Consider the following 5,012-nt stretch of genomic DNA (forward strand, 5'->3'; position numbering starts at 1 on the left):
TTGCTTTCCTTTAAAATGATTCATCGTCATTCCTCCTGCTATCTTTTTCTATTATTCTACCTTATTTGATAGTAGATTTAAAACTTTGCAACAGAACCGATTATTATATGATGGAAGATGTTTTACCAATAATCAGTCAAAACTTTATTTACTCTGAGTTGGTGAATCCAATTATTCAGAAGAAAGAGAAACAGTATCTAGTAAAAATAGCCGTTCGATATTTAGACAATGAAACAAAGATTGAAAATATTTCCCAATACCAATTAACTTTAGAGAAGAAGGATAACTGGAAAATAATAATGAATGAATAAAGAATATTAAGATGAAAACAATACTTGAATATTTAGTATAAGCAAAAAAAATTGTATGTCACTATAGCAAACTTATAATGATTTAGCATAAATAATCCAAAATATAGCGTGAAATCAACCTTCTATGAGAAGTATAAGCAAATTCACCTTTATTCTAACTTATAACTATTTTCATTACATTACTTAAAAAGGTCTCTCCAATTTTTTCCAAATAAACAGTATAACTTTTAATGATATTTTCCAAGTCAAACTTAATATTAACAATTCAAAACTATTGGAACCACTGCAAAATATTTTGTTAAGCAGTATATATTTCAAAAATTATACGTAATATATTTGTAGAAAGGTTGTGGACAGTTGTCCTATTGACCTGAAAAGTAATATAATAGCTGGATGAATAAAGAATCCCTTATGAACTTGTAAATCGTTATTAAATCGCTGAATTTTGATAGCCATTCTGAAGAGTTATCTTCAACTACTACACTAACTTCCATTAATTTCTCATTAATTTCCCTTTCGTTCAAAAAATATGGTTGGCTTTACAAGCATTCTATCATATGATAGAATTAAGATAACATTCAAAAGGAGATAATAAAAATGCGGCAAGGTATTCTTAAATAAACTGTCAATTAGATAGCGGGAATAATTAATTAAGCATCCTTATTTAAAATAAGGACTGGTTTTTTGTGCCCAGTTTAAGAATACTTTTATCATTTTATCATAAAGCATCTGTGGCTATCAGTGTGTAGTATACAGCTATTTTTGTATTAAAATCCCAGTGATAAGAGTATTTATCACTGGGATTTTTTCTGCTTTTTGAGCTTTTGAATGGAGGAAATAAAATTGAAAATTATTAATATCGGTATCTTAGCACATGTTGATGCAGGAAAAACTACTTTGACAGAAAGCTTACTATACAGTAGCGGAGCAATTAAAGAGTTAGGAAGTGTAGATAGCGGTACAACGAAAACGGATACTATGTTTTTGGAACGCCAGAGAGGTATTACTATTCAGACCGCAATAACATCTTTTCAACGGGAAAATGTTAAAGTAAATATTGTAGATACTCCTGGACACATGGATTTTTTGGCAGATGTATACCGTTCATTATCTGTTTTGGATGGAGCTATTTTGCTAATCTCTGCAAAAGATGGAGTACAGTCACAAACTCGTATACTATTCCATGCACTTAGAAAGATGAACATACCTATAATATTTTTTATTAACAAAATTGATCAAAATGGAATAAATTTGCCAGATGTTTATCAAGATATTAAGGACAAACTTTCTGACGACATCATAATTAAGCAGACTGTGAATCTAAATTTGAAACCTTATGTAATAGATTATACTGAACCAGAACAATGGGAGACAGTAATTGTGGGAAATGATTATTTATTAGAAAAATATACCATTGGGAAAACATTGAATATTGCAGAACTTGAAAAGGAGGAAAACGAAAGAATTCAAAGTTGCTCCTTATATCCTGTTTATCACGGAAGTGCAAAGAATAATATTGGAATTAAACAACTTATAGAGGTAATTACTAGCAAATTATTTTCACCCACACAACTCAATTCAGATAAACTTTGTGGAAATGTTTTTAAAGTAGAATATTCAGATGATGGTCAACGGCTTGTCTATGTACGTCTTTATAGTGGAACGCTACATTTGCGAGACTCAGTCAATATATCAGAAAAGGAAAAAATAAAAGTTACAGAAATGTATACTTCAATAAATGGAGAATTACGCCAGATAGATAAGGCAGAGCCTGGTGAGATTATTATTTTAAAAAATGAGCTTTTAAAACTAAATAACGTACTTGGAGATAAAAAAAGATTACCACATAGAGAAATTCTTGAGAATCCTCTTCCTATGTTACAAACAACAATTGAACCATGTAAATCAGTACAAAGAGAAAAGTTACTAGATGCACTTTTTGAAATATCCGATAGTGATCCCCTTCTACAATATTATGTAGATACAGTAACTCACGAAATTGTGCTATCTTTTTTAGGTGAGGTCCAAATGGAGGTAACTTGTACTCTGATTCAAGAAAAATATCATATTGAGATAGAAACAAGAAAACCAACTGTCATTTATATGGAAAGACCATTAAAAAAATCTGAATTTACCATTGATATCGAAGTACCTCCAAATCCTTTCTGGGCTTCTATTGGTTTATCTGTAACACCACTTCCTTTGGGTAGTGGCATTCAGTATGAGAGCCTGGTTTCTCTAGGTTATTTAAATCAATCATTTCAAAATGCAGTTATGGAAGGTATACGCTATGGGTGTGAACAAGGATTGTACGGTTGGAAATTAACAGACTGTAAGATCTGTTTTAAGTATGGTCTATATTACAGCCCTGTCAGTACGCCAGCAGATTTCCGAATGCTTGCGCCTATTGTACTAGAGCAGGCTTTTAGAAAGAGTGGTACAGAGTTATTAGAGCCATATCTTAGCTTCGAAATTTATGTACCACAAGAATATCTTTCGAGAGCATATAATGATGCTTCCAAATATTGTGCAAATATTTTAAATACTAAGTTAAAAGGTAACGAGGTCATTCTCATTGGTGAAATTCCAGCCCGTTGTATTCAAGAGTATCGAAACAGTTTAACTTTCTTTACAAATGGACGCAGTGTCTGTTTAACAGAGTTAAAAGGTTATCAGGTTACTAACATTAAGTCTGCTTTCCAACCACGTCGTCCAAATAATAGAATAGACAAAGTAAGGCATATGTTTAATAAAATCAACTTACATTGATAGTGAACTAAAGAGAAATTTTTAAAATGAATATTGAGTTGTTAATTAGAACAGGAGGATATAGATATTGTAAATACTAGGTGGATACTGTGCCCTATATGTGGCAATAAGACCCGTTTAAAAATGAGGGAAGATACTGAATTAAAAAATTTCCCTCTATTTTGTCCTAAATGCAGACAAGAAATTTTAATTGAAATAACGAAGTTTAGAATAACTGTAATTACAGAGCCAGACGCAAAGACGCAGAGCCGATAATTCGAGATATCAAAATCTCATTTTATCGGCTTTTTCTTTTCTATGCATACCATTGAGCTTAGTTCTTGATATCCTTTATAAGAAAATAAGTGTACTGATTTTTTTTGCAGTAGCTGTATTACAGTAGACATCCCTCAAGCATAAAAAGTATACAATTAAAATTCAATACTTGATTATTGATGAAGTACAGAGTTACTCGTCATTTCAAAACTAGTATATCAGTCAAGTTTTTCCTAAGGAACAAAAACGAACTTCGCTATGGGAATCAAAAATTTTTAGTCGGATGAAGTGATATGCAATAAATCCAGAAAATTTTCCCAACAACAAAAAATGAACTGTACTTTGCAGCGATAAGAGTAACCAAAGAACTATTTATCATTCGCTCTAGTTCCTAAGTGTAACAAAGATAAATTCATTTTCTATTTATGATTAACAAAAATCAGAAAAAATTCATTACATCTTTGTAATCAATCTTTCCTGATAGTATTAATTAATCCATTGTGTATTATTGAACTAGTTAAATTTACATTTTTCTCCGTAAATTGCTTGAATCACTTTCCCAATCGTCACTAATTCATCTTCATCCAGACAATCCAACTGTGCTTCTACTTGAAGACGTTTGGAGCTTTTATGACTGTTTTCTTCCCCTAAAATAAATCCATCCAAAGAAATATTTAGCAAAGTCACTAAATCATATACAACATGAAAACTTGGCTGTTGTCCTTTATTTTCAATGTTCGTCAAATAGCGTGGCGCAATCTGGATCATTGATCCTACCTGCTCACGAGTCAATCCTTTACTAAGACGGGCTTCTTTAATCGCAAGACCCAATGGTTTGAAATCAAAAGTTCTATGTTTTTTTCTGTCCATCATATATCACCTATCGGCATTATACTGTTCCTATCTAAATGTAAACAGGCCTTATATAAAGCAGTATATAGCTTAAATAAATCATATTTTTTTCAAATTGCTAAAAGAAAAAAAAAATCAGTCTTTTAGCGATTTCTTTCCTATGCACAAAAATATATCTGAGTACACTAAACGACGATTTCTGAATCGTCATTTTTTTATGTGTAAAGCTAAAGACGATGTTTTTGGGAGAATAAACCATGACTCATGACAGCATCCATTGGATTTATTTACTAAATTTATCAAAAAAATTTTTTCTATTTCAAAGAATCCTTTCGGATTAAAATGTAGTTTCTTGGTTCTATTAAAAGGGAACTATTTGTGTGAATTACTTTGTCCATATCGTCGGATATGGACTTTTTTGTGTTTTTCTAAAAGTTTTTTTCAAAAATTCCGTCATTTCCTCTCTTTACGTCGGGTTATATTACGAAAGGAGATAAATGTTCATTGGAATCATCTTCTTTCTCAACGGGAAAGGAGGTGTGAATGACATGAGTTCTTCCCTGTTCCAAGCTGCCATTGAAATGCAATTTGACTATATTTGTAAACGATCCATTGATGACGAACGTAAGGACTATTTAAAGTCTCTCAGTCGGATATCAAAAAAAGAAGTCGCTTTTTCAGAACTAGATGATTATGTAGTGGAACAGTTTGCTAGTATTGACCAGTAGGTTCTGTTGCAAAGTTTTAAATAAAGAATAAAATCCCTTACGGTATCTATGATTTAAGCTGGGATTCCCAATAATACCTTGATTTCAGTACAGACCG

Annotated in this window: 6 protein-coding genes; 4 read left to right on the forward strand and 2 right to left on the reverse strand. The window is 31.5% G+C overall.

The annotated features are described in order from the left end of the window. The first annotated feature begins 110 nt into the window (after positions 1-110). Positions 111-311 carry a conjugal transfer protein gene (locus CDIMF43_RS00495; RefSeq protein ID WP_204193108.1) on the forward strand — a complete coding sequence of 67 codons (201 nt, stop codon included), beginning with the start codon at positions 111-113 and terminating at the stop codon, positions 309-311. 718 nt (positions 312-1,029) lie between these two features. Here CDIMF43_RS00495 and CDIMF43_RS13940 read toward each other — a convergent pair. After that, positions 1,030-1,155 (reverse strand): hypothetical protein, encoded by a 126-nt coding sequence (locus CDIMF43_RS13940; RefSeq protein WP_193393255.1) that lies wholly within the window; start codon positions 1,153-1,155, stop codon positions 1,030-1,032. On the opposite strand from CDIMF43_RS13940, the gene tet(S) reads away from it, so the two are divergent. After that, the gene (gene tet(S), locus CDIMF43_RS00505) at positions 1,140-3,080 is read left to right on the forward strand and encodes a tetracycline resistance ribosomal protection protein Tet(S) (RefSeq protein ID WP_002405437.1); all 1,941 of its coding nucleotides are present in this window, start codon (positions 1,140-1,142) and stop codon (positions 3,078-3,080) included. The two genes, CDIMF43_RS13940 and tet(S), sit on opposite strands and share 16 nt — an antisense overlap. 87 nt (positions 3,081-3,167) lie before the next feature. Continuing rightward, positions 3,168-3,335 (forward strand): cysteine-rich KTR domain-containing protein, encoded by a 168-nt coding sequence (locus tag CDIMF43_RS00510; protein WP_005228365.1) that lies wholly within the window; start codon positions 3,168-3,170, stop codon positions 3,333-3,335. Between the two features lie 513 nt (positions 3,336-3,848). Here CDIMF43_RS00510 and CDIMF43_RS00515 read toward each other — a convergent pair. Then, positions 3,849-4,208: a helix-turn-helix domain-containing protein gene (locus CDIMF43_RS00515; protein ID WP_002405438.1), complete on the reverse strand. Its 360-nt coding sequence runs from the start codon at positions 4,206-4,208 to the stop codon at positions 3,849-3,851. 527 nt (positions 4,209-4,735) lie between these two features. Between CDIMF43_RS00515 and CDIMF43_RS00520 the strand changes: the two genes are divergently transcribed. Further along, complete coding sequence (locus tag CDIMF43_RS00520) at positions 4,736-4,915, forward strand: hypothetical protein (protein ID WP_198471755.1); 180 nt, start codon at positions 4,736-4,738, stop codon at positions 4,913-4,915. The last annotated feature ends 97 nt before the right edge of the window (positions 4,916-5,012 follow it).

This window comes from Carnobacterium divergens (assembly GCF_900258435.1).
In the GTDB taxonomy this organism is placed as follows: domain Bacteria; phylum Bacillota; class Bacilli; order Lactobacillales; family Carnobacteriaceae; genus Carnobacterium; species Carnobacterium divergens_A.

What these genes read in the sequence shown, in the direction of transcription:
- CDIMF43_RS00495 (WP_204193108.1), top strand. Translation starts at nt 111, where the DNA reads ATGGAAGATGTTTTACCAATAATCAGTCAAAACTTTATTTACTCTGAG.
- CDIMF43_RS00515 (WP_002405438.1), bottom strand. Translation starts at nt 4,208, where the DNA reads ATGATGGACAGAAAAAAACATAGAACTTTTGATTTCAAACCATTGGGT.
- CDIMF43_RS00520 (WP_198471755.1), top strand. Translation starts at nt 4,736, where the DNA reads ATGAGTTCTTCCCTGTTCCAAGCTGCCATTGAAATGCAATTTGACTAT.